This window comes from Marinobacter sp. LM1, assembly GCF_042763285.1.
In the GTDB taxonomy this organism is placed as follows: domain Bacteria; phylum Pseudomonadota; class Gammaproteobacteria; order Pseudomonadales; family Oleiphilaceae; genus Marinobacter; species Marinobacter nauticus.
This window is the reverse complement of sequence record NZ_CP114373.1, coordinates 1124510-1148152: the sequence shown is the minus strand read 5'-3', so window position 1 is coordinate 1148152 and position 23643 is coordinate 1124510. Positions and strand designations below refer to the sequence as shown.

Sequence of the window (23643 nt, the reverse complement as noted above, 5' to 3'; positions counted from 1 at the left end):
AACACAGTGTAGCGTTTACAGGAAGCACCCGCATTATCAAACAATTACCAAATGCATTTGAGGAAACTGAACCATCCACGCCCAGCACACCGTATACCTTCGGGATAAACAGCTGACAGCGGAGAACCCATGGCACCGCGCTACGATACCCTGTTCTACGATGGCTCCTGCCCCCTGTGCGCGCGTGAGATACGCACCCTGCGAAGACTGCAGACCGGCAACCTGATCTTTGCGGATATTCACGAACAAAACCCGTGCAACCAGCAACTCCCTTCCCGGGAGCAACTGCTTCGGCGATTGCATCTGATGAGCTGGACCGGGGAGTGGGTAACGGGATTGCACGCCAATGTGCGAGCCTGGTCGCACACCCGATTTGGCTGGTTATTCAAGCCGCTGCTGTGGCCGGTGATTCACCCGATTGCCAGGCGGATTTATGAAACCTGGGCCGACAAATGGTATGAGCGTAAATACATTTGTGCGATGGGCCACGAAAACTCGTGCCCACCGGGAACCTGAGGCAAAAAGGCTGCTAGCTGGCCAGCTTGGGCAGGAATGAGGTATCCACCCAATAGCGCTTGAGATTGGCCTCATCGACCAGCACGGGCACTGTTTCCTGGTGAATATGATTACTCGGATCGAACCACAGGTTATCGCTTCGGAATACATGAAGCTCACCGGTTTGCGGATGCTGCCACTGGCAGACAATGCGGAACGGGTTACGACCGTTCACGGTCAGACTGGTGTTTTGCTCAACCGACGAAAATGTTGCGAGCACCTCGGTGCCGTGATCTTTCAGGTAAGCCTGTGAGCGGCTCTTCTTCCAACCAAACAACAGCATCCCGCCGCCAATGGCGCCAAACACGAGCCCGATACCTCCAAGAATCATGGGCAGCCCCCAAAGGGAGAAGAAACTGTTGATTCTGGCGCTCTCCGGAGCCGAAGGCTCATAAAACACAGACACCCTCTCACCGCGACTGAACGACGGCGGATTTGAGCCTGAGCGCGACCGGAACTCGATCTCCCGACCACGGATATCCTCGAAAACGACCACCGGATAGTAGGTAGTTGAATCGCTGGAACGAGAACGTTCCAGATCAATGACCGTGCCCGTGGCTTCCGTAGCTCGCTCGATAAATGACACCGTACTGCTGTAACTCATCACCGCACCAACAAGCATACCGGCGCCAATGAGTGTGAAGACGTATTTGAGGATATTCAGGGTTTTCAATGGTTCAATCCTTGTGTTTTGGGTTCTTCCCTGGGAGGTGTTGGCCCGGATTTTATAGAACCATTGAGAACTATGCCATCGACGGGCTTCGGTAGCATCGACAGTTAGAAATTTGGGATCAGATCACAGATTCTGAAGGGCCTCGACCCACATCCAATGCTCTGGCTTGCCAAACTCCCGGCAATTAACGCAACGTAGTTTTCCCGGCATGTAAAACACAATTTCCAGGGTATTCCCCGAAAACTCCGTTTTATCGAAACCACAATCATCCACGGAACTACTGACAAATACGTGAACGTTGTCGCTTGCCCCGCAATGGTTGAAGCTATTGGATAGCGGGCGACCCAGGACGTTAACCAAGAACATTCCCGTTTTGGATATTATTAAACGTGGAGTTTTTTCGAAGCGCTTCTCATGGTCCTGATAGTACGCCACAAAATCTTCACCCTCTTCTACTGCATAGTCCGGATAATAAACGCCCCAATAAGCCTCGCGTATGGGAGCCGATTTGGAGGTAGCCCATAGCGCCGGATTAATCAGTACAGGAATTCCTAGTGCAACCGTAAGCATGCCAAGTATAGGCAACCGGCGATTCCAGAAGCTGTTCATGGCGGGCAAGAACGAAACAGCCAAACCAAGCCAACCTAAGAACAAGCAACTTGCGAGAGCAATCCTGCCGTCGAAAAAAAGTGAGATAATTACGAAAGGCCACGTCAGAAACCCCATCAGCAAGCCTTTACCAATGAGGGTAATACGATCTCCATCGCGAAAAGGCACACCGAAAAACACGGTCAGCCATCCAGCCACACTGCTGACAAAGAAGACGATCAGGAACCCGATGTCCAGAGCCCTATTCTCGATTCCCAGAAAAGAATATCCAGAGCCGCCGGCCACTGTCGTCGCTACATAACTGAGAAGAACGAGCGTTGAGGGTAAGAAGAGAAAGGCTGAAATATACTGCATTGATAGTAACGTCCTTGTTTTATCAACTCTTATTAAAGTGCTGAGCTTTTCCTCTGAACTTGAAAACCTCACATATTTATCGTCGGAATTACTTGTCGTACAGCGTCAGAGTATTGCACTCCGTTAATCAGTTAACAGGCTCAGAGTGGTTAACGACACAACGGAAACCATTCCCCGAAGAATCAATGTGCTGACCACTTCGAGCAAACACGGTGCCGCCACCGCCAATGTGCTCCCCTCTACCGGCCCAGTCCCTCACGGTTTTTTCAGGATTGTCGGTATCAAGCGGACCGTCAGGACCCTTTGGATTTTCCTTGGGTGCGTTCCTGTAATAGTCGCTTTGAAACCAATCCTGCGTCCATTCCGCTACGTTTCCGGTCATGTCATAGAGGCCTAGCGGATTTGGTGGGTAGCTTCCAACCGGGCGCCGCTCGAACTTCAGCGAAGAGTGGATCAGGGTGTTGCCAGAAGGCGGTATCGAAGGGTCAACATACTCTTTTGGGCGGCGCAGGTAGGGATCCCTCTCGACATCGCCTGTATCGGTGGCATAGGGCACCGCCCTCCCCCGGCTTCGAGCCGCATACTCCCACTGAGCCTCCGTAGGCAAAGCAAAAGGCAGCCCGGTGCGTTCTGCAAGCCAGGCGCAATACCCCTCAGCCTCTCCGTAATTTGGTACTCGGGCGGGCTTTCGGTAATAGTTGGGTGACAAGGGGTCATCCGAAACCATCAGGTACTTTTTTAAGCTGAACTGGTCTGCATATAGGTGAGCTCGCTCAAGATCTTCGTAGTAGACTACCATTTCACCCCAAGTCGTCTCGAACCGCGATATCGAGTAACTATCGATCCTAACGTTAACCACTGGGCGGCTATGATCCGTCAGAGTCACGTAAGGAGTGCCATCAGGCTTCCCAACATCTCCAAGAGCAAACTCACCACCTTGCACGAACACCTGATTATCTATCGCCAGCTCAACTAAGTGAGAGACGGCACTCTCCTCGACGCAGCTAGAAATAAGCGCTGACGAGGCAATTAAACAGGAGATCCTTAAGTGATCAAGTAACGTCCTGAAACCTCTCATATCTATTGCATTGGACTTCAATTTACCTCGGCAGGGTTTTACGCATCCGATCATGAAGATCATCCAGCTGCTGCTGTTTTCGTACGATGTAGTCTTCTTCGATATCGATAAGGCGCGTTGTGGGGCCGTTCGGTTTTAAGCGTTCTTGGATGACTTCAGGCCAGTGTTTACGGGCCTTCTTTCTGTCAATCTTCTGGACAAATTCCATGCCGAATGCTGGCAGGAACAGCATGTAAGAGGTCACCCAAGAAAGAAAGGCCGCCCCAGAAACACCCTCCCCCTCTCTGCGTTCTCTCCCCAAAGTTCTCCTTGAATCAAGAACCAAGTCAAGAAAGGAAATGTCACTGGATTTCAAGTTTTTCTCTATAAACGAATTCTTAAACTCTGTCTTATTGCCGGTCTCGTCAAACCACGGGCCAACTGTCATATAGCTTCTCAAATATTCCCAGAAACTTAATAAGGTTGGTAAGCGCTTGCCCGCTGGAACGCCTGATAGATTCAGCACTATCCGATCGTCGGGGTCACCAAACTTCCGAAGAACAATTTCCAAATTTCCATGAATAATGGCCCCTGAGTACTGATTGACTATCGTATACTCATACGCGACTGCCTCTATATCATCCCATTCTGAGTAGTAGAGTTCGCCTTTTTGATCGTAGTAAATCTCCCGCGTACGCCGATTAAAAACTACAGGTAGCCTGGGCGGACGGCTAACCTCCCATATTGCAGGAGCAATAATGACTAAAACTGAGAGAAAGAAAACCCACCAGTCCAAATTCGAACTATAAGGTGTTCCAAATAGGTTAGGCAGCAAAACAAGCAGTATTCCAACGGCTCCCACAAAAAAACCTACGCCTGTAAGAATCCCCCTGCTATCAGTGCTCCCGGTTCTCAAAGCCAAAGATACCTCATCTTGTGACTCTATGAGACCGGGCTGGGATGGAGCATAGCCAGTACCAGAGCCACCGCTCAGCTGAAGAGCATTTGAGGAACTCCCAATTTTGTTAGTTACAGCGTCAAACAACTTTTTCGCGTTTTCAATCACCAGATATCAACCTTTACCGGAGGCATTTCCAAACCAGGTTGTGGTCGATAGATTAACTCGCCCTGTAGCCCAAAGATTTGGTCATCATCGTGATAAACTCTTCTGTATGTAGCCGTAGCTGCGGCGTTATGAACTCTTGTACCCACATGCAGACTAAAATCAGAACCAGACCAAGTCACAGGGGTTCGCTTTGGCTGAAGGATGTGCTCTCTTTCCTCTGTATCCAGAACAGCTCGTAATTGGCGTTCAACCCATGCCAAAGACCGGTAACCAACACCGCTTCTCAACTCATCGCCAGAAAAATAAATAGTTTCAGGATTCAAAGCACTTTGGCCTGCTAGCTCAAGAATCAACCAGCAATCCTGCATATGGATTCCCGTATGAAGTGGACCCCGAAATTTGGACAGGTGCCTAAGCTCTGATTCATCATCTCCACAAGGAGGAGAATCATGAGCAAGAAACGCAAGCAATACAGCCCATCGTTCAAGTCCAAAGTTGCCCTAGCCGCCCTCAAGGGTGACCAGACCACATCTGAAATTGCCGCCCGGTTCCAGATTCATCCGACCATGGTTAGCACCTGGAAACGCGAGTTGTTGGAGAATGCTCCGGACCTCTTCGAAGGCAAAAAAAGGTCCGGCAAACAGTCCAACGAGCCCAGTTCTGACGAACTCTACCGCGAGATCGGCCGACTGACGGTGGAACGCGATTTTTTGTCGCGCAAGCTCGATCAGTAAGCCGTCAACGCCGGTTGGCGATGATCGAGCATGGTCATCCCCAAGTCAGCATTGTGCGCCAGTGCGAGTTGCTCAAACTGAGCCGCTCGTCGGTGTACTACGTCCCTCGTGAACAGTGTCAGGAGGATCTGGATCTGATGTACCTGATTGACCAGCAGCATCTGGAAACGCCGTACTATGGCTCTCGTAAGATGCGAGCCCATCTGGAGCGCAAAGGCCACCTGATAAACCGCAAGCGGGTTCAGCGCCTAATGCGCACCATGGGCATTCAGGCGGTGTATCCACGCCCCAGAACCAGCATTCCGGGCGACGGGCACAAAGTTTATCCGTACCTGCTCAAAGGGCTGAAAATCGACCGCCCCAACCAGGTGTGGGCAACGGATATTTCGTACGTGCCGCTGGCCCGAGGCTTCATGTATTTGGTCGCCATTATCGACTGGTACAGCCGTAAGGTGCTGTCCTGGCGGGTCTCCAATACCATGGACACAGACTTCTGCATCGATGCCCTGGAGGAAGCCCTACAGCGCCATGGAACGCCGGAAATCTTCAATACTGATCAAGGTGCCCAGTTCACCAGTGAGGCCTTCACAGGCGCTCTCAAGGAGCATGGCATTCGGATCAGCATGGACGGCAAGGGCTGCTATCATGACAACATCTTCGTGGAACGGCTCTGGCGCAGCGTCAAGCACGAGTGCGTCTACCTCACAGCCTTCGAGGATGGACGCCACTTGAAGCAGGCGCTCCACCGGTACTTCCGGCATTACAATCAGACCCGGTACCACCAAACCCTTGATTACCAAACACCGGATGAGGTGTACTACCAACAACCCATGACCCTGGCAGCTTGAGCCGGGAATACAGCCGGATCAGAGCTTAACTGCACCTTCAGGCTGTCCAACTGATGGGGTCCACCTCAGTATGCGGATTTAACCTTGGAACCCTTTCCAGCCTCAACTTGATGGGAAAAATAACCGTGTACAACTGCTCCATTTCATCTCGATAGTTTCCTGACCACTCGGCCGGCTTTACACCAAATCTAGTATTAGCGAGCCAACGCTCAAGCGGTGTATTCTGCGCGTAGTGACGGGCGACCAAGCCTCCAATCAAGGATGCAGTTAGGCCTAGAGACAACGCCGTATAGAAGCCACCCAGCCTAGACAATCCCCGAACTGAAGAAGCAACTTGCAACCCTAGTGCGGCAGCTCTCGCCTCACGATACGCTCTAAAGGCTCTCACACTGAGTGCCAGTTGCCCCGACGACACCCCCATCAAGCCGACCTCAAGAGCAGACGTATCGAAATCACCAGAACGGTACGACTCGATCGCTTGCATGCCAAATACAATTATATCGAAAGCCGCAGTGGCAGCGGTGAGCGCGGCTGCAACTGCACCTACTCCATGGCTATACGCTGCTGGGTTAGGTGACCTTGAGAGTCCTTTATTCCAATTAAGCTCGGAAATCTTGTGCTCTAATGATAAGGCTGCAGCGGTGAAACCAGTGACACTCCCGGTAGCCTTTGCTAAACCTTCGACATCTTTATTCGAATCGGTAAAAAATTCTGAGATTGCAGACACCATGTTCAATCCGGTCAGAACAACCAGAACTGAACGCAAAGGAGCCTTTTCTAAAGCATCCTTGAGGCTGTATGGGTTGCCTTTAAAATATTGGCCAGCATTTGCTGATGTGATACGAATAACGGGCACTTTCCGTGCTTCGACGTCAGGAGGACTAAGAGTCGCCGCTGCATTGCCACTATTTTTTGCCGCCTCACTCAGCCACTGATTCGATTGAACAGCACCTACACTGTCCACCGCCAATGACTGTCCTGTTCGTGCCAATCCAGACACCAAAAAACCACTGCCTAAGAGTGAGATTCGATGCGGGAATCCTCTCAATTCAACTGCGGCTGCAGGCGAAATAGCGTTGAAAAGTATTTGAGTCGGCACAGCCGATGGAATTGGTGCCCGACCCACTAAACCCGACACCTTAGAGTTTATGGAGGCAACCACAGCAGTGGCAGCTTTGGATAGATCTTCAACAGAATCGTTAGCCATATCACCAATTGATACTAGCTTCTCGACGTCACCTAGTGATACACGCTCTCTTATCCCAAGCAACGCATTCCAGAACCAGCGAGTCCCCTCCCCCTGAACTGCGGCGAGGCGGCCGATAGCCCCGGCCCCTTTACTGAAATAGGAGGGACCAAGCAAAGCAAGTCCGAATTTTTCCTGCAGAATGGTGTGATGATCTTCTTTAGCCAGATCCAGGCTCTCGCATGAACTTGCGAGGGTTTCAGGGCCATTCGCACATTCGAGGGTATCCATCCATAGGACCCAGGAATCAAGGAGCCCAGCAACAACGTCTTCAAAATGTGACTGAGACTCATCCGATTCCCGCCACACTCTCTGTAATTTCGGTAGATCTACAAGTTCAGGAAGTTTCGCTTCAAGCTGGCGATCAGTCTCATAAAGATCCTTGATCGTCTTCGCCAAACTCCACTCTCCACCGAATCTGGCTCTTAACCTCTCCTGGTTATCGTGAGCCAGACGAACCAATGCGGCCAGATCTTCGGTAACACCCCATGGATCGTCCACTATCCCCATCACGCGCTGGTCAAATCGCCGGGTAGAGCGCTCCAACCGAGGCCAGTGGGGAATGGTTGGAGTCAGGCCAGTCCAGTCAAACTCCTCAATGGAGGTAACTTCTGGTAAGGCATAAAAGGTCTTTTCATCAAGCAACTGAGTGTTCGGTGAACCTCCTGGCACAATCCTGCGCATAAACTTGCTGCGCTGACCCGGTTCATTCACAATCATTTCGAAATGAGCGTCAGACCATTGATTCTCACTCCAGGCGACATCAGCAGGCTCACCAGAAGGTAAAGACAAGTAGACATTGCCGCGATGATCAACAACCTCTCCACCTCGGGTCGTTTCCTGAAGCAGGGAATCATTAACCGAATACTCAATTAACCTCCCTTCGAACTCACTCCAAACATACAACCAGCCATCTCTCAGAAATCGAGGAACGAGTCCAAGATTCCGATCCTGAAGATCAGTATAACGATCAATATTAGGAAACAGGACCGGCAAATCGGGCAATTCCAGCCCAGCTAAGAGCTCTCCCTCATAGCGCATAGGGCCGATGGCGTATCGAAGGGGTAGAAAAGCCGTCATTAGTGGGCAAGTTGCGCAATAAGTCATAACACGTCCCTGTGTTGGTTATCCGCAGAAGAATCCAGAGCGGCCAGCAAATCCAAGCTAAATTGAAAGCATGGGGCCACCAGATTAGACGCGAATTGTCCTTCCTTTTGTTCGTCACTCATTCTGGAAGGTGAAGGGCGATACTGAGTCATCGATCCATCACTTGAACGGAAAAAGATGCTGTTAATGCCAGACCAAAAATGAGCGGGTAAACGACCGTCGACTCCAGCTAGTCTCGAGACTACCTTGGCATCACCAATCCTCAGCCAGACAGCGTGCCCCTCCGGCATCATCACCTGAACCCTAGACCGCATAAAGTCCAATAATGCTGACTCATCATAAGACGTGTGCAACACCGAAGCCCTCGCGACTAAGGGATGGTTCTTTGCCCACAGCTCTTTGAGCACTATGCTCGCTCCAAAATCAGCAATCATCGGCCCTAATGCTGATACGCCATCGAAAACGCCGTCTTTAAGTACCATTAAAGGGCATACATCCAGTCTCTCTTCATACAAACTTCGCAGGCCACCCGCGATCGCTCCATCAAACAACATGAACATTTTTTTGTCGGACGGCGACAGGCTTCCTTGAATGTTCGAACTCTGCAGCGTCATGAAGAAATCCTCTGGTCCGATCTCACAGAGCAAACCTCCGAAAAAGTTTCTTCGTTTCTCGCTGAATTTCTGAAACTTGCGGCCTGTTTCAGGTCAGCCTCAGTCGGTCGCAGCTGGTCCGCGTTTACAGACTGAGTATCACCGGAATGCCGTGTCTCGGTATGGGGAAGTGTTGAGACTGGCTGCTCAGATAAAGCATCATGAGTCACCACATTTGGCAACAACGGCCCAGTTACCCCAACCCCGCTACCACTCCCGGGCCCACCTCCGGAATTCATCCTCACCAAAGGCCCAGACACTGTCACCCCACTCGGGTCTACCTTCACAAAGCTGCCACCCGCTTTCAGCGTCACCTCGGCTCCGGCTTCGATCACTATTTTCATACCCGCCTTGTGGTGGATTTCGGTGCCGGCTTCCACCAGCTGGTTTTTGCCCTGCTTGCTGTGGTGGCTGCCGTTTACGGTGAGGCTGTAGTCGGCGCCGATACTCTCGCGATGTTCGCCATCTGTGGTGTGGTGGCGGTTGCCTTTGGTGTGGCTGAAGCGGTTGTTTTCCACCGTCAGGTGGCTGTCATTCCTGATAACTTCGGTGCGGTTGTTTTCCGTCAGCAGGTCCAGGTCTTTCTGGGCGTGCACGTAGACCTGTTCTTCGCCCGCCTCGTCTTCAAAGCGCAGTTCGTTGCTGCCCTCACCCTTGTGGGTTTTGGTCTTCAGGGTGGTCCGGGTTTTGTGTTCCGGCAGCGCGTACGGCGGTGTGTTGGTGGCGTGGTAGGTTCGTCCGGTGATGATGGGCTGGTCCGGGTCGCCGTCCAGGAAGCTGACGATGACCTCGTGGCCAATTCTGGGCAAGGCCATGAAGCCGTATTGGCCACCGGCCCAGCCCTGGGCCACGCGCAGCCAGGCGCTGCTGTGTTCGTCGTTCTTGGAATAGCGGTCCCACGGGAATCTTACTTTTACCCGGCCATACTGGTCGCAGTGGATTTCTTCACCCTCGGGGCCGGTGACGAGGGCCATCTGGGGGCCGTCCATCACGGGTTTGTGGTTGCACAGCGGGCGCCAGGTTTTGTCGGCCGGGATGGCGCTGAAGGTGTTGTGGTAGCTGGTGGGCTCGCTGCCACCCTCTTCTTCCAGAGCCTGGGGCTGTTTGCCGGTGTGGGTGATGGCGGTGAGCAGCCATTCCCGGTTCAGGGTCTGGCTGTCGTGGTCCTGCAGTTCCACTTTGGCGCCGGGGGTGAAGTCCGGGCGGTTGCTTTTGCCGTTGGCCATGGATGCGTCGTTTCTAAGCGCATCCAGTTTGTTCTGGGTGAACGGCTGGCCGCTGGCGTCGGCTTTGTAACGGCCGGGGTAGTCGTAGTGCTGGTAGTCTTCCCGATGATTAACACCGCCAGCATTTTGTTCATGCATCAGGGCGTAGGCGGGGTTCTTGAAGGTGTAGTCCTTCATGGCCACGGAGGCGGCTTTGACCCGCTCTTCGTAGGCGAACTGGAATACGCAGGCCTGTTGGGTGCTACCACCGGCTTTGGTGTTGCAGGTGACCGGGTCCAGTTTCGGGGCGTCGCCGTGGTGGTCAGCGAGAATTAACGCTGGTTGTTCTTCGCCATCCACGCTGCCGTGCTGGTAGCGGTAGTGCCAGCCTTCTTCGGCGGCCAGGCGTTCCAGGAACTGCAGGTCGGTTTCCCGGTGCTGGACGCAGTATTCCCGTTCTTCCGGTGGGCGTTTGAAGTCAAAGATGGAATCCACAATGCCCCGCTCTTCGAGCAGGGTGCGCACGATGGCGTCGGTGGTCTGGGTCTGGAAGATGCGGCTGTTGTGCATCAGGCCCAGCCGCCATAACGGCGGCTGAATCACCACTTCGTAGCGGGTGCGGCGGTGGCCGGTGTCGCCCCGCATAAATTCGTTCACCACGCCGGTGAACCGGCGCAGGGGCTGGCCATCCTGCCACACCACCAGGTCTACCGGCTGTTCCAGTACATCGGCGGCGGCCACATCCGGGTCGGTGCTGGCCAGCTGTAACCGGCCATGGAACAGATCAGACAGCCGTTCGGTCAGCGCGAAGCCGACAACGACAAAGTGATCCGAGGGGAATTCGCCTACACGGGCGGTGAACTGCAATCCGCTTGCCTGGGGCATGACTTCGATCCCTGAAGATTATGTTGAACTGACTCATCCTGAGCAGCCCCGATTATAACCACCAGCTTCCGGAATACCAACCAACAAACCGATGGCCTGTTTTAACCAGTTCTCAGTGATGAAAACCCGCGCCTGCGACTTTTGTTGAACCCGGTGAACGGTTAACCTTGAACACCGTCTAACAACAAGAGCAGCACCATGGCACAGTACACCATTGAAATTGATGAAACTTTCGATGTCCCCAGGCGCAAGGCTTTTGCCGTTTTTGCCGACCACCACCGCTTCGGCAAACTGGTCGGCGCACCGGTCAAGCGCATCAAGGACAGCGACCAGGCAGACCCCAACGGCATTGGCTCGGTTCGCAAGATCGGCATTGGCCCGCTGTCTCTTGAGGAAACAGTACTCGGTTTTGAGCCCGACTCTCTGATTGAGTACACCATCAGCAGCATCAGCCCTTTGCGTAATCACCTGGGGCGTATTCTGTTCTCCGATGCAGGCGAAGGCAGAACGCGTATTCAGTACTCCATTCGTTTTGAGGATATTGTGCCGTTTACCGGCAAAGCGGTTCAGGTCGCGCTGGAAAAGGGATTACGCCGTGGTATCAAACGCCTGCCGTCGATGGCGTAAGCCTGTGGGAGTGCAGGCAACAATCGGTTACTTGATGAATATCAGTTAATTGACCTGAGGCAATAATTCATATTTATCAATTCTGTACTCTCCCGCGCAGTTTGCAATATCCGGCCATCAGGCATGCCTGTGGCTGAACACCTACTGTTCTGCGGGAGACCGAAATGGCGGCAGCACCGATTGCTCTCTTCGACAACGGACACCACAAGTGCCTGATGTTCGATTCCCTGGTAACCGGCGAGGGCGTGCAGTCCAACCAGTTCCTGATTGTTGATGGCAAACACGAAGCCCTGATCGACCCCGGCGGAGATCTGACCTACACCCCACTCTCCGTCGCCGCGTCCAAGTACATGAACATCCGCGATATGGACTACGTCTTCGCGTCCCACCAGGACCCGGACATCATCGGCGCCATCGACCGCTGGATTGTTCACACCCGGGCAAAAATCGTTACCTCAAAGCTGTGGGCGCGCTTCTTGCCGCACCTGGTGTCCAGCTACGTCACCAACCAGCTCAGCGGCAGCGTCTACGACCGCATCGTCAGTATTCCTGACGGCGGCGCCAATGTGAGGTTCGGGGAGACTTATCTGCAGTGCCTGCCGGCGCATTTCATGCACTCGGTCGGTAACCTTCAATTCTACGATCCAGTCTCAAAAATCCTGTTCTCAGGTGACCTCGGCGCGTCCATGGGCGGAGAAGACGACCACCAGCCGGTGAAAGATTTCGACAAACACATCCCGAACATGATCGGCTTCCACCGCCGTTACATTGCTTCCAAGAAAGTCTGTCGTCTTTGGGCCAATATGGTTCGCGATATGGATGTCTCGATGATCGTGCCCCAGCATGGCAAGCGCTTTGAAGGCCCGGTGATGATTGATCGCTTCCTTAACTGGGTCAGCGATATGGATTGTGGCATTGATCTGGTATCCCAGGACAACTATCGCCAGCCGGTGGAATACGTGTAACAACCCGGTTCCGCAGGGACGCGGAACCACCTCCCTGCAAAAGCTGCGAAATCAGGCCTGTTGCAATCCGCTCAGGTTCAGTAAAATCCGCCTTTTCACTGAACCCTAGAGGCAGCGAATATGGGCAGAGCCTACCAAAACCGCAAAGAATCCATGGCCAAAACGGCCGCCGCGAAAACCAAGGTTTACAGCAAGTACGGCCGCGAGATCTACATGGCCGCCAAGGCTGGTGGCATCGACCCGCAAGCCAACCTTTCCCTGCGCGGGCTGATCGAGCGGGCCAAAAAAGACCAGGTGCCCACCCACGTTATTGAGAAAGCCATCGACAAAGCCAAGGGTGGCGCGGGCGAAGACTATGCGCCGGCCCGCTACGAAGGCTATGGCCCCGGCAACTGCATGGTCATCGTGGACTGCCTGACCGACAACCCGAACCGCACCTTTGGCGATGTTCGCCTGGCGTTCACCAAAACCAAGTGCAAGATCGGCACCCCGGGCGCCGTGGCCCACATGTTTGATCACTGCGCCATCTTTGCATTCGCCGGCCAGGATGAAGAGGCCGTACTGGAAGCCCTGATGGAAGCCGACGTGGACGTTACCGACATCGAAAGCGAAGACGGCAAAATCACGGTATTCACCCCGAACACCGAATACGCCAAAGCCAAACAGGCTCTGGAAGCCGCGTTTGAGGGCATTGAGTTCGATGTGGACGAGATCCAGTTCCTGCCAAAAACCACCACCGTGGTAGAAGGCGACGACATCCCGATGTTCGAGAAATTCCTCGACATGCTTAACGATCTGGACGACGTACAGAACGTATTCCACAACGCAGAACTGCCGCAGGAATAACCTCTGCTGGCAAAGTGTAGTCACAGCGGCGCGACAGGGCGGAGGTAGCAGGCGTGGAAAAGCCAAAGGTTATTATCCTGAAAACAGGCTCAACCTACCCGCAGATACGGGATCAGTTTGGTGATTTCGACGCCTGGTTCCTCCGCAACCTCAACGGTGATCTTGACGTTACCGTGCTGGATGCCGTGCAAACGCCACCCACGTCTGCTCCCAACGACTGGGCTGGCATCGTCATTACCGGCTCGCCGGCAATGGTCAGCGACAAAGCGCCCTGGAGCGAAGAAACCGCCCGCTGGATAAAACAGGCCGTCGAGGCCAAGGTTCCACTTCTCGGAGTCTGCTATGGCCACCAGTTGCTGGCCCATGCCATGGGTGGCAAGGCAGACTACCATCCGAAAGGCCGCGAGACCGGCACACACACCGTACGATTGCTCGACAGCGCCAGCTCAGACCCCCTGTTCAGTCAGTTGCCGGCAGAATTCCCCGCCCACCTGACCCACAAGCAATCCGCAATTGAGCTCCCTCCGGGCGCTGTACTGCTGGCCAATTCGGCCTTCGAGCCACACCAGGCGTTCAGGGTTGGCGAACATGCCTGGGGCGTGCAGTTTCATCCGGAATTCACCGATGCAATCATGAAAGCCTACCTCGAAGTCCAATACCCGGACATCGTTGCCGAAGGCCTGGACGCCCAGAGCCTGCTGCAGGGTGTTCGTCCTGCACCTGACGCCAATCACTTGCTGAAGCTTTTCGCTGAGTACCTGAACGCCCGCACAATGACCAAATAGTCATGGAACCCGCGCGGCTGTGTGAACGTTTTGTATGTTGAATGAGTACAGATCGCTATCTACTGTACTGGAATACAACTGAGAAAGGAGCCTCACATGAACGGTATCAGACAGCACTTAAGAAAGTTCTCACTGGCCATGGCCGTACTCCTCGCGTTTGCGACCACCTTCTCCATGTCCGCCAACGCAGGCATGGTGGGTACCGGCGAGCTGATCCAGCAGCAACAGGTGGATCTGGACAGGCAACAATTGCTGGAGATGCTTGACGACCAGGGAGTGAAGGCAAAACTCCAGGAACTCGGCGTGAATGAAGCCCAGGTTGAAGAGCGCATCCAGAATCTGACCCCGACGGAACTGGCCGAGTTTGAACAACAACTGGCCGAAGCACCAACCGGCGAAGGTGTTGTCGGTATCATTGTTCTGTTCCTGCTGGTGTTCATCATAACCGATATGCTCTGCGCGACGGATCTGTTCCCCTTCGTGAAATGCATTCGCTGATCCCCAATGCAGCAGATGAACAGCCGTCTTAAATTGACTATGGCCGTCGCTCTGACGGCCATAGTGCTTCTGGCCGGGTGTGCATCAACACCAGACTGGCCTGTCTCTGCCCGGGACAACACCAAACCGGTTTACCCGGAAAAGCTGCTGGAACAGGTGCCCTTCTATCCGCAGGAGAAGTACCAGTGCGGTCCCGCCTCTCTGGCCATGATGCTGAACGCACAGGGGCTGGCGACCAATCCGGACATTCTGAAAGAGCTGGTCTACCTGCCGGGCAAGGAAGGCTCCCTGCAAGTGGAAATGGTTGCCGGCGCACGGGCCCACGACATGCTGGTGTACCGTTTGGAACCGGAACCAGAGGCCATTCTGGCCGAGGTTGAGGCCGGAAATCCGGTCCTGGTTATGCAGAATCTTCGTCTGAGCTGGTGGCCGCAATGGCATTTTGCGGTGGTGGTGGGCTACGACAGCACGGAACAGGTCTTCATCCTGAACACGGATACACGGCGCCACTATGAAATGCCATACAAGGTGTTTTACAACACCTGGAGCAAGGCTGAGCGATGGGCTGCAGTCATTCTGCCCCCCGATCAAACACCCGCAAGTGCTGAAATGCTGCCCTACCTCCAGGCGGCCCACGATCTAGAGACAACAGGCCACACCCGGGCGGCCCAGCGAGCCTACCAAACTGCCATCACGAGATGGCCCGAGCAGCCCACACCGTTAATGGCAAACGCCAACCTGCAGTACCAGCTAGGTCATTTTCAGAATGCCGTGGGCAGTTTCCTGAGGGTGGTCGAGAAGTTCCCCGGGTTCTCCGAAGGCTGGAACAACCTCGCCATCGCACTCAACGATGCAGGCTGTCCGGCTAGAGCCAGACATGCCTCCGAGTGTGCGGCCAGGCTGGCACCGAAACGGTTTAAACCGCTACAGGATGAGGCCCGATCAAACGCGGCAGATGCCGCCGCCTGCCCCCAGATTCCTGCCTGCCCCTCAAACGCCCACTAACAGGCGGTCACAGGGATTTTCGCAGGAGCACAACGTCTTTCACGGGAATCTCCAGATCCCAGCCATAATGCTGGGCCAGCCAGCGGAATGTCTGCTCACGGTAGAACACCACATGGGTGGGATCGCGCCGATAGTGCCAGTTATCGAAACGGGCATCGTCGGTCTGGAAGCAAGTCATGATACCCAGGCAGCCTCCGGGCCGGAGCAGGCTGTCCAGCATGCGAAACACTTCGGCTGGATGATGCAGATGCTCCACAACCTCGGTACAGGTAATAACATCGTATTGCCGATCCAACGCGGCGGCGTCCGGGTAAAAGAACGGGTCATATAAAGTCATATGCAGTCCCGCTTCCTCAAGCATTCTGGCTAATGCCGGGCCAGGGCCACAGCCGAAGTCCAGCCCCTGCGCTCCGGGTTCAACATACCCCAGCAGAGGCTTGGCCAGCTTTGAAAGAAAACGCCGGTAGCCGGGATCGTCCGCATTGTTGTTGTGCAATTCATAGACGGCTCGCTCCCGGGAGCCGGACAGCCGACACTCGGAGGCCATCACCGTGGCTTCACACTGGCCACAACGGAAATACGTTTGCTGCCCCACTTCACGAAACGGCACCAGTTCAGCGTTTTCACACACCGGGCAGCGCGCTTCCTGCTGCGCGGACGATTGCGGTCTTTCGATCATGAACGTTTCAACCTGACAAAAGTTTCATTGTCATATCCGGCCATGCGGCGAATTTGTGACCGGATGCGTAAAAGCGCCCATCGTGCGCTGCCTATACTGGCACCGAACAGAGAGGAGTCGGCTTGTACCTCTTGAATGATAACAACAGTTCAATTCAAGACTAAATGCCCGGGAACTGCCCCGGCTCAGAGACCGGAACATGGAAACGTCATCTGAACTCGCACTGGAAGTGCCGATCGTCTCGGCTCGCTATGCCCGCCGTTTTGTCCGTTTTATGGAACATCGCGGTGTAAAGCGGCATACCATTCTTGCCAATACCGGCATCACCGACGACATGCTGAATAACCCGGACGCCAGCTTGTCCATGCATCAGGTCATGGATTTGCTGCGCCAGGCGGATTGGCTGATGACCGACGAGCGCGCGGCGTTCGAATTTGGCCAGCAACTGGACCTGCCCAGTCACGGCCTGCTCGGGTTCGCCATGTTGGGCCAGGAAAATCCGCGACGCCTGGTGAGCATGATCGTTCAATACCTGCGCGTTGGCCTGCCACTGATGGACATGGAACTGGAATCGACCGGCTCTACATTCCGCATCCGGCTCATCGATACCTGGGGCGTAGAGGACTTGAGACCCTGCCTGACGAAGATCTATATGGGCAGCATTCACCGTATCTCCTGCCAGGTTTGCAGCCATTTCCACTTCCAGTTTGATTTTCCGTCGTCTGCCTCACTGGAAGACTGGCAGTTGCTGGCCCCCGGGTGCGAGTTCGAATTCGATGCACCGGTTGCTCAGGTAACCATGCCACTGAAAGGTTCACCAATTCCGAAAAGCGAGGCGAACCTGGAGTTCTTGGTAGCCCGTACCCGATGCCATCGAAAACCAGGCAATCTGGAAGCCGACGAGACCGCGATGCAGGTTCGCGAACTGATCATGAGCCAGCCCGGCCGTCCCTGCACCACCGAAAACATCGCCCGGCGCCTGGACATCAGCCCGCGCACCCTGCGCCAGCATCTTGCCAGCGCCGGCACCTCGTTCAGGGAACTGCGGAACGAAATTCGCGAAAGCTTCGCCACCCTTTACCTGAAAGACACCAACGTACCGTTGGAGTCCATCTCCGAAAAACTGGGGTTCAGTGACCAGGCCGGTTTTACCAAAGCCTATCGGTCCTGGACGGGCACAACCCCTGGCGACGTTCGGCGGCAAGCCCGCTCAAAAAAGTGAACACAGCTCACTTTTCGTTTTGACACCGTTCACGGTTTAGACAATCCCTTCGCCTCTCTCCGCTTTGAACAAAAACGGTGCCGCGACAAGCAATGACCCGCGGCACCCTCTCCCCGTCTAATAACGCTGCACTCATACGTGAACACGTATGGCAAAGGGATCTTTGCAAGTCCGATTGAGCAGTCCTCATCGGTGTTGTCTGCAACCCACTACAACAAATAACGACGTACAGAGGACGAACTCATGAAACTCAGGAACCTCAATACGAGTGTCCGCAAGCTCGGCCCCGCGATTGCCGCGGCGGCTTTGATGGCGGGGGGCGCAGGTAATGCCGCCGCCGAACAAGTGTCCACCGAGCTGGCATTTGAGTGCCCGTTTCCACTCATCGGTGATCAACCCATCCGTGCCACCATCAGTGCTGATATTCCTTCGGTAGCATCAGTAGGAGAAACGATACCCGCCTTCACCGTAGACGCGATCACCGTTGTCAACGACGATGCCCGCACCGGCCTGAAACTGGTTCAATCAGCCACTCTTGAAGGGGTTGCCACCAGCTTCAACAGCGTTACCACACCGGGCAGAACGGTAGAGCAGATCGTCACTCTTGATATACCACCGACACCGGTTCCGGAAACCTCCGGCGAATTCAATGTCCCGGCTGCCGGCACTTCACCGGAATTCCTGGTTACCGCAGATGATGTCGGCGAACTGGAAATCAGGGTAGGCGCTCTGCGGCTGGACCTGATCGCGCGCACCGCCAACGGCGACATCGCACCCGCACCAATCGGCGAAATCACAACCGACTGTGTTCAGCTGCCGGATCAGAACAACCTGCTTCAGACAGTGACTGTAGACGGGGAAGTTGTTGAAACACCACGCATCAGTATTACCCCTGAAAACATCAGCTTTGGATCAGTACAGGCTGGCCTCAGTGCGCAGCAGAGTGTGACCATTACTAACACTGGCAACACCGGCCTTGGCCTCAACAACATCTTCGTTGATGGAACCGACGCCGATGTATTCACTGTCACCAATCAGTGCGGCTCCAGCCTGGCGCCCGAAGCTTCATGCGCTGTCGACGTAACCTTTGCACCAAGCACCGAAGGTACTCGCAACGCTACTCTGACCATTGAATCTACCGATCCGGAGAACGAGTCTGTAAGCGTTCCGCTCTCTGGCAAGGGAACTCTGGCACCCACTCCGGAAATTTCGGTAACGCCGGAATCCGTTGATCTGGGTCGCGTTCTGTCAGGCACCAGCGCAACTGCACAGGTTGCCGTGGACAACAACGGCAACGCTGCTCTGCAGATTGATAGCATCACCCTGACTGGCGCCAATGCGGCGGACTTCATTCAGACCAATGACTGTACAACGGTCGCCGCCGGTGAAAGCTGCACCGTTGATCTGAACTACACCGCCGGGGCACCGGGTGTAAGCAACGCAACGCTTGTCGTTCGCTCCAACGACCCGGAAACTGCGGAAACCTCTGTCAGCGTCACAGCCGAGTCTTACGAGGAACCAACTGGCGGTTCCGAGCTGGAGCTGTTGCTCGGCCTGCAGGGCTCTACTCTGATCAATGCAACCGGAGGCACCCTGCCGCTGAACGGTTCCATTGCCACACTGCTGGATATTGCCTCAGGCACCTTCGAAGCTGATCTGGAAGTACTGCCTACCTCTGGCAACTTCTCCATCAAACTGCTTTTCAGCAAGATCAATGCGGCAGCCAACGTGGAGTTTGAGCAGGCAGAGGTCACCACCGGCACACTTGTGAATGGCAAGTTGACCGCAAATTCCAAGCTGTATGTGAAAGTACCCAAGGTTGCCATCAAGCTTGGCTGGCTGCCAGTTCGCATCGGTGGCGGTTCCGAGTGCCAGACCCGTGAACCGATCAACATCGAACTCAAATCCGTTGAAGGTTCTAACTTCTCCCCGGCAACGGGCGGCGAGGTCAGCGGCGTCTACGAACTGGGCGCTCTGGAGAACTGCGGACTGCTCACCAGCTTGCTCAACCAGTTCATGACTGGCCCGGGCAACACCATCAACCTTGAGCTCACTCCGCAATTCTGAGGAATTCCGGCATCGCCGGAAGCAGGTTCACGGCTGGCACTCGCTGGCCGTGGACCTTACACGCAGTAAAAACAAAATCAAAAAAGGAACAAAGCAATGAAAAGCCTGAAAAGAAATCTGCTAGCACTGGCTATCATCGGCGCGCCGTTTGCCGCGCAGGCAGAGCTTAAACCAATCGACGATGCTCAGATGGGCAGCATCACCGGCCAGGCCGGTGTCACCATCGAGCTCGAAACCAAAGTAAACATTGGTGAATTCAGATATACCGATGAGGGCTCTCTCGCCATCAAGGACATCAGCATCGGCGGTGCTGGCGCCGGCTATGAGGATGAGATGTTCAAAGACATCGAGATCGGCAGAAGCCTGGCCTTCAAGGACTACACCGACCTGATCGACAATATCAAGATCGAGATCGACGTTGCCGCAGATGGCGACGCCATCATCAACGTACTGCCAATCACCGCAGCTCCTATCGATTTTGGCGTGACAACCGGTGAATGGAGCCTGCAGGGCAACACAGACTCCACCCTGCTGGCAAGCAACTTTTCAATGAGAGGTATCTTCAACAAGGTCGGCATCACGGTGGATACCGCGACCGACAAGCTGACCCTGGACACAAAGGTCGGTATTTCCGATCTGGATATCGATGTCGACTTCCTCGCGATCGGTATTCGTGACCTGCAGCTCACCAAGAATACCTATCTCGAAAAGGTTGCTGACAAAGCAACTGGCGGCAATGGCCCGACCATTCTGGATGCCGCCGCGGATATCGTAGTGGAGGTCTACAAAGACCAACGCTTCGGCAGCTCGGACGATTCTCTGGCGATTGATCTGCAGCAGTTTGACGCAGACATGAAGATTGGCCAGGTTCTGGTGGGCGGAACCAGCATCGGCTCCCTGACACTGGACAACCTCTCAGTGCAGAACACCCGCATGAGAATCTACGGTCACCAGTAATGCACCGAGGGCCCGTTCCGGGCCCTCACTCTGCCAACCCGGCGGCGCGTTTCATTTCCAGATCCAGATCGCTCTCCGCCAAGGGCTCTGAACTGATCAATTCAATCCGCGATTGTTCTCCCGGCTCACAGGGCTGAACGGTCAACGCACCTTCCACCTGATTGATCACTCGCCAGCCATCCAGGGTATGCACAACGGCCTTGAACCGCACCAGGCGTTCGTCCATCGCCGTTGCCAGAAGAGACGCCTCCGAGAATTGAATTTCCGGGTGGATGCGCCAACCCAGACTGTAATGCCCCTGACCACGGTTGGTCATCCGCTGCCAGGGCTGGTCGTCCAGAGACGGTGCCGGGGGGCGAAGATCAAGCGCAGCCCGCTGTTGATGAGCATCCGGGCTGGATACCGGCTGACGCTCCATCTCACCGTCCAGCCACTCGGGCGCCAAATGTCCTTGGCTTGTCGTGTAAACGGCACGCTTCGTCAGGGGCAGTGTGGCAACCCAGTCTTCAAACGCCGAGAGTTGCTGTGCCGTGCAAAGATCCGATTTGTTGGCGACCAGAATATCGGCAGCTTCGATCTGATCCCGGAACTGCACATTCTCAAGCACTTTCGGGTTCTCGAGTTTGCGTGGATCCACCAGAGTAATCACCGGCCCCAACGCCAGGACATCCTGATAATGCTCTCCAGTCAGGGTATCGAGAATCTGGGACGGATGGCCCAGGCCCGTGGGCTCAATCAGCAAACGATCCGGCTTGGCTCTGGCAATCAGCTGATTCAGGCCGATCTGCATGGGCAGCCCCGCGACGCAGCACATGCAGCCACCTGGCACCTCGCGCACCACCGCCCCCTCGGTCTCCAGGATGGCACCGTCAATGCCCACCTCGCCGAACTCGTTCACCAGTACCGCCCAGGTTTCCCCTTCCGGCTTCTGGCGCAGAAGGTCCAGAATGGCAGTGGTTTTGCCAACGCCAAGGAACCCGAGTATCAGGTTGGTGGGAATCGGGCGGGGAATGCTGGACATAATTCTGGCCTCAAAAACGTTATACTATAACAACATTGACCAGGCCGGGCTACGTCCCGACTATGGAGGAGTTAATGCCAAGACTGTTCTTCGGACTGGAAATTCCTGAGTCGATCAAGACCAGCCTCTTAAAGGTAAAAACTGACATTAAAGGTGCCCGCTGGCAAAGCAAAACCCAGCTTCACCTAACCCTGACGTTTCTGGGAGAGGTGGAGGCCGAACAGGTAATCCAGGCTCGGGATAACGCCAGAAAGGTGACCCATACGCCTTTTAAGCTGGAAGCCGCCGGGTTGGGTTGCTTCGGCAAGGAGGAGAGCCCGAAAATCCTCTGGGCGGGAGTCTCCCCCGAGGCAGAACTGAGGGGACTGCAACGCACCCTTGCCCAAAGGCTCATCAACGACGGCTTCACTCTCCAGAATCCCTCATTCAAACCTCACATTACACTGAGCCGCTTTCGGGCTGGCGCAGGCTCGGTGGCCGGGCTGATCGAGCACTACCAGAGGACCCGGTTTGGCAGTTGGCCGGTTCAGGGCTTTGCACTGTTTGAAAGCAGTCCAGGCCAAAGCGGCTCTGTCTATACCGTACTGGAACGCTATCCGTTAACCACCTGAAGCCTCAGGATTGCTCAAGTCGGTTTGCCTCGTAGTCCTCAATCAAGGCTCTGGCGAGAACCCAGTCCTCGTCAGCCACATGCACATTGGTAAAGCCGGCAGCGCCGATCTCGCCCAGTGCACCCTGCAGGTAATGCCCGCCTACGTGCGCCTCTATGTGATTGGCGCGCAGCAGGCCAGCAATGATGTGAGCTTCGGTAATATCCCGGGCCCGATAGGCTATTTGCAAAACAGCGCACTCCTATATGCTTAACGCTGTTTCGACTATAGTCGTCCCAATGCCCTGTGTCTCGCGCCCCAAGGATTGTCCATGCTCTGGTTTCTGCTCGCTGTCGTTACTCTTGTTGTCCTGATCACATTGCTGATCTTCCGGGTAAAGGATCTTTCCGAGTACGACGGCCAGGACTGGGTTATGAAGGAGGTTGCTCCAAACCCGGCTCATGATGAGGTCATAGAACGCATCAAGGACATGGGGCGCGCCTCCCGCGGCCTGAAAGGCAAAGCCCGGCTGATCGCCCTCCGCAATCACCTGGATAGCCTGGGTGAAGGCGTGGATATCGAATCGGACATCCGTCATCAGGATCATCCGCGTGGAGAATGGATATTGGCGCCCGGGGCCGATTCCCGCCGACGTGTGCTCTATATTCACGGCGGTGCCTGGGCTGCTGGCAGCCCTCGCAGTCACCGGGCGATTACCGACCGTTTTTCCCGGATTGCCAATGCTGCCGTTTTTGCGGTTGATTACCGGCTCATGCCCGAACACCGGTTCATGGATGGCATTCGGGACTGCCGCCAGGCCTATGCATGGCTGCTGAATCATGGCCCGGACGGCGAAGCGCCCGTCGACTTCATGGTGGTTGCCGGAGACTCGGCGGGCGGTAGCCATACCCTGTCTCTGCTGGCGTGGATTCGCGACAATGGCCTGCGGCAGGCCGATGCCGCCGTTGCCCTGTCACCCTCCACGGATCTCACGCTGACGGCGCCTAGCAATCGCGAGAATATTCGCACGGACCCACTGCTGGGCCCGGTGTTTGGTGGTTTGTCCAAAATCCCGCTGCCCGTGTTGTGGTGGGGAACACTTGCCGCGTTCAGAATCTCTCCCACCAACCCGGTTGCATCACCTCTGCGGGGTGAGCTTAACAAGCTGCCACCCGTGCTTATCCACGCAAGCACCACGGAAATGCTGCTGGACAACGCCACGCGTTACGCCGCCAAGGCAAAAGCCCAGGGTTCACCGGTGGAGCTTCACACCTGGCAGAACATGGTGCATGTATGGCACATCTTCACGCCACTTCTGCCCGAGGCAGACGAGGCGTTTGAAGACATCGCGGTGTTTCTTCAGAAAGTGGAACAGCAATAGCAGCTGGT

Annotated in this window: 24 protein-coding genes; 13 read left to right on the top strand and 11 right to left on the bottom strand. The window is 55.0% G+C overall.

From position 1 onward, the window contains the following. Window positions 1-129 precede the first annotated feature (129 nt). On the top strand, window positions 130-516 hold the full coding sequence (locus tag OZ656_RS05325) for a thiol-disulfide oxidoreductase DCC family protein (protein WP_278349866.1): 387 nt from the start codon (window positions 130-132) through the stop codon (window positions 514-516). Window positions 517-529: 13 nt separating this feature from the next. On the opposite strand, the gene OZ656_RS05320 is transcribed toward OZ656_RS05325, so the two are convergent. The 5 genes from OZ656_RS05320 to OZ656_RS05300 all read right to left on the bottom strand — a co-directional run bounded on the left by OZ656_RS05320 (window position 530) and on the right by OZ656_RS05300 (window position 4682). Beyond that, the gene (locus tag OZ656_RS05320) at window positions 530-1228 is read right to left on the bottom strand and encodes a DUF3592 domain-containing protein (protein ID WP_278349865.1); all 699 of its coding nucleotides are present in this window, start codon (window positions 1226-1228) and stop codon (window positions 530-532) included. A gap of 123 nt (window positions 1229-1351) precedes the next feature. Beyond that, window positions 1352-2191: a hypothetical protein gene (locus OZ656_RS05315; protein ID WP_278349864.1), complete on the bottom strand. Its 840-nt coding sequence runs from the start codon at window positions 2189-2191 to the stop codon at window positions 1352-1354. 127 nt (window positions 2192-2318) lie between these two features. Beyond that, complete coding sequence (locus tag OZ656_RS05310; RefSeq protein WP_278349863.1) at window positions 2319-3332, bottom strand: SUMF1/EgtB/PvdO family nonheme iron enzyme; 1014 nt, start codon at window positions 3330-3332, stop codon at window positions 2319-2321. Next, window positions 3292-4314 carry a DUF6708 domain-containing protein gene (locus OZ656_RS05305; protein ID WP_121208707.1) on the bottom strand — a complete coding sequence of 341 codons (1023 nt, stop codon included), beginning with the start codon at window positions 4312-4314 and terminating at the stop codon, window positions 3292-3294. Before OZ656_RS05305 ends, OZ656_RS05310 begins: the two co-directional genes overlap by 41 nt. Continuing rightward, window positions 4311-4682 carry a hypothetical protein gene (locus OZ656_RS05300; protein WP_379945033.1) on the bottom strand — a complete coding sequence of 124 codons (372 nt, stop codon included), beginning with the start codon at window positions 4680-4682 and terminating at the stop codon, window positions 4311-4313. Before OZ656_RS05300 ends, OZ656_RS05305 begins: the two co-directional genes overlap by 4 nt. Window positions 4683-4763: 81 nt before the next feature. Here OZ656_RS05300 and OZ656_RS05295 point away from each other — a divergent pair. Beyond that, window positions 4764-5896, top strand: a protein-coding gene (locus OZ656_RS05295) for an IS3 family transposase (RefSeq protein WP_228715213.1) whose coding sequence is annotated in 2 segments (ribosomal slippage) — window positions 4764-5046 and window positions 5046-5896 — 1134 coding nt in all. Because the reading frame shifts where the segments join, the coding sequence is not laid out codon by codon here. Window positions 5897-5933: 37 nt separating this feature from the next. Here the strand turns inward: OZ656_RS05295 and OZ656_RS05290 are convergent. From OZ656_RS05290 to OZ656_RS05280, 3 genes are all read right to left on the bottom strand, one after another. After that, on the bottom strand, window positions 5934-8183 hold the full coding sequence (locus OZ656_RS05290; RefSeq protein ID WP_379945202.1) for a toxin VasX: 2250 nt from the start codon (window positions 8181-8183) through the stop codon (window positions 5934-5936). Between the two features lie 62 nt (window positions 8184-8245). Beyond that, entirely contained in the window at window positions 8246-8863 is a 618-nt protein-coding gene (locus OZ656_RS05285; RefSeq protein ID WP_121208705.1) for a DUF4123 domain-containing protein, read from the bottom strand. Further along, window positions 8860-10992: a type VI secretion system Vgr family protein gene (locus OZ656_RS05280; protein WP_379945032.1), complete on the bottom strand. Its 2133-nt coding sequence runs from the start codon at window positions 10990-10992 to the stop codon at window positions 8860-8862. Before OZ656_RS05280 ends, OZ656_RS05285 begins: the two co-directional genes overlap by 4 nt. Window positions 10993-11190: 198 nt before the next feature. Here OZ656_RS05280 and OZ656_RS05275 point away from each other — a divergent pair, with 198 nt between their 5' ends. The 6 genes from OZ656_RS05275 to OZ656_RS05250 all read left to right on the top strand — a co-directional run bounded on the left by OZ656_RS05275 (window position 11191) and on the right by OZ656_RS05250 (window position 15718). Beyond that, window positions 11191-11619, top strand: a complete 429-nt coding sequence (locus tag OZ656_RS05275) for an SRPBCC family protein (protein WP_022992924.1) — start codon at window positions 11191-11193, stop codon at window positions 11617-11619. Between the two features lie 164 nt (window positions 11620-11783). Then, a complete protein-coding gene (locus tag OZ656_RS05270) occupies window positions 11784-12584 on the top strand; it encodes an MBL fold metallo-hydrolase (protein ID WP_278349973.1) in 801 nt (266 codons plus the stop codon). A gap of 120 nt (window positions 12585-12704) precedes the next feature. Continuing rightward, on the top strand, window positions 12705-13430 hold the full coding sequence (locus tag OZ656_RS05265; protein WP_011785624.1) for a YebC/PmpR family DNA-binding transcriptional regulator: 726 nt from the start codon (window positions 12705-12707) through the stop codon (window positions 13428-13430). Between the two features lie 53 nt (window positions 13431-13483). Then, on the top strand, window positions 13484-14215 hold the full coding sequence (locus tag OZ656_RS05260; protein ID WP_278349972.1) for a glutamine amidotransferase: 732 nt from the start codon (window positions 13484-13486) through the stop codon (window positions 14213-14215). 96 nt (window positions 14216-14311) lie between these two features. Further along, a complete protein-coding gene (locus OZ656_RS05255; protein ID WP_278349971.1) occupies window positions 14312-14713 on the top strand; it encodes a PA2779 family protein in 402 nt (133 codons plus the stop codon). Between the two features lie 6 nt (window positions 14714-14719). Beyond that, window positions 14720-15718 carry a PA2778 family cysteine peptidase gene (locus OZ656_RS05250; RefSeq protein WP_278349970.1) on the top strand — a complete coding sequence of 333 codons (999 nt, stop codon included), beginning with the start codon at window positions 14720-14722 and terminating at the stop codon, window positions 15716-15718. A 7-nt stretch (window positions 15719-15725) separates the two neighbouring features. On the opposite strand, the gene OZ656_RS05245 is transcribed toward OZ656_RS05250, so the two are convergent. Further along, window positions 15726-16397 (bottom strand): class I SAM-dependent methyltransferase, encoded by a 672-nt coding sequence (locus tag OZ656_RS05245; protein WP_278349969.1) that lies wholly within the window; start codon window positions 16395-16397, stop codon window positions 15726-15728. A 199-nt stretch (window positions 16398-16596) separates the two neighbouring features. Here OZ656_RS05245 and OZ656_RS05240 point away from each other — a divergent pair, with 199 nt between their 5' ends. The 3 genes from OZ656_RS05240 (at window position 16597) to OZ656_RS05230 (ending at window position 20643) form a co-directional block, all read left to right on the top strand. Continuing rightward, a complete protein-coding gene (locus tag OZ656_RS05240) occupies window positions 16597-17619 on the top strand; it encodes an AraC family transcriptional regulator (protein WP_278349968.1) in 1023 nt (340 codons plus the stop codon). 243 nt (window positions 17620-17862) lie between these two features. Beyond that, window positions 17863-19686 carry a choice-of-anchor D domain-containing protein gene (locus tag OZ656_RS05235; protein ID WP_278349967.1) on the top strand — a complete coding sequence of 608 codons (1824 nt, stop codon included), beginning with the start codon at window positions 17863-17865 and terminating at the stop codon, window positions 19684-19686. Window positions 19687-19782: 96 nt separating this feature from the next. Further along, window positions 19783-20643: a DUF6160 family protein gene (locus tag OZ656_RS05230; RefSeq protein ID WP_011785631.1), complete on the top strand. Its 861-nt coding sequence runs from the start codon at window positions 19783-19785 to the stop codon at window positions 20641-20643. Between the two features lie 25 nt (window positions 20644-20668). Here the strand turns inward: OZ656_RS05230 and OZ656_RS05225 are convergent, their stop codons facing one another. Then, on the bottom strand, window positions 20669-21664 hold the full coding sequence (locus OZ656_RS05225) for a GTP-binding protein (protein WP_014420835.1): 996 nt from the start codon (window positions 21662-21664) through the stop codon (window positions 20669-20671). A 74-nt stretch (window positions 21665-21738) separates the two neighbouring features. On the opposite strand from OZ656_RS05225, the gene thpR reads away from it, so the two are divergent. Then, on the top strand, window positions 21739-22275 hold the full coding sequence (gene thpR, locus OZ656_RS05220; RefSeq protein WP_278349966.1) for an RNA 2',3'-cyclic phosphodiesterase: 537 nt from the start codon (window positions 21739-21741) through the stop codon (window positions 22273-22275). 4 nt (window positions 22276-22279) lie between these two features. Here the strand turns inward: thpR and OZ656_RS05215 are convergent, their stop codons facing one another. Beyond that, on the bottom strand, window positions 22280-22504 hold the full coding sequence (locus tag OZ656_RS05215; protein ID WP_011785634.1) for a DUF2007 domain-containing protein: 225 nt from the start codon (window positions 22502-22504) through the stop codon (window positions 22280-22282). Between the two features lie 81 nt (window positions 22505-22585). Here OZ656_RS05215 and OZ656_RS05210 point away from each other — a divergent pair, with 81 nt between their 5' ends. After that, the gene (locus OZ656_RS05210; RefSeq protein WP_222448461.1) at window positions 22586-23635 is read left to right on the top strand and encodes an alpha/beta hydrolase; all 1050 of its coding nucleotides are present in this window, start codon (window positions 22586-22588) and stop codon (window positions 23633-23635) included. The last annotated feature ends 8 nt before the right edge of the window (window positions 23636-23643 follow it).